Consider the following 226-nt stretch of genomic DNA (forward strand, 5'->3'; position numbering starts at 1 on the left):
ATGCTGTCAATGTAGTCGTGCTTCCACTGCAGATTGTTGTAATTCCGCTTATGCTCGTTGGCGCTGTTGATGGCGCATTTACAGTAACCACTTGCGAAACGCCTCCGGTTGTTGCTGTACATGGAGAAGTTGTATTCTCTATTCTCACCCAGTAAGTTGCGTTCCCGGTAAGATTACCTGTAGCGTATGAAACAGAATTGGCTCCTGAAATCGGGTTTGTCCCAAC

At 46.9% G+C, this 226-nt stretch carries 1 protein-coding gene; it reads right to left on the minus strand.

Annotation, left to right across the window (positions count from 1 at the left end; all coding sequences use genetic code 11):
• The coding region (locus EYY60_RS22100; RefSeq protein ID WP_162847805.1) for a hypothetical protein at window positions 1-226 on the minus strand (226 nt) is incomplete at both ends.

Origin of the sequence: Flavobacterium zhairuonense (assembly GCF_004352915.1) — a bacterium.
In the GTDB taxonomy this organism is placed as follows: domain Bacteria; phylum Bacteroidota; class Bacteroidia; order Flavobacteriales; family Flavobacteriaceae; genus Flavobacterium; species Flavobacterium zhairuonense.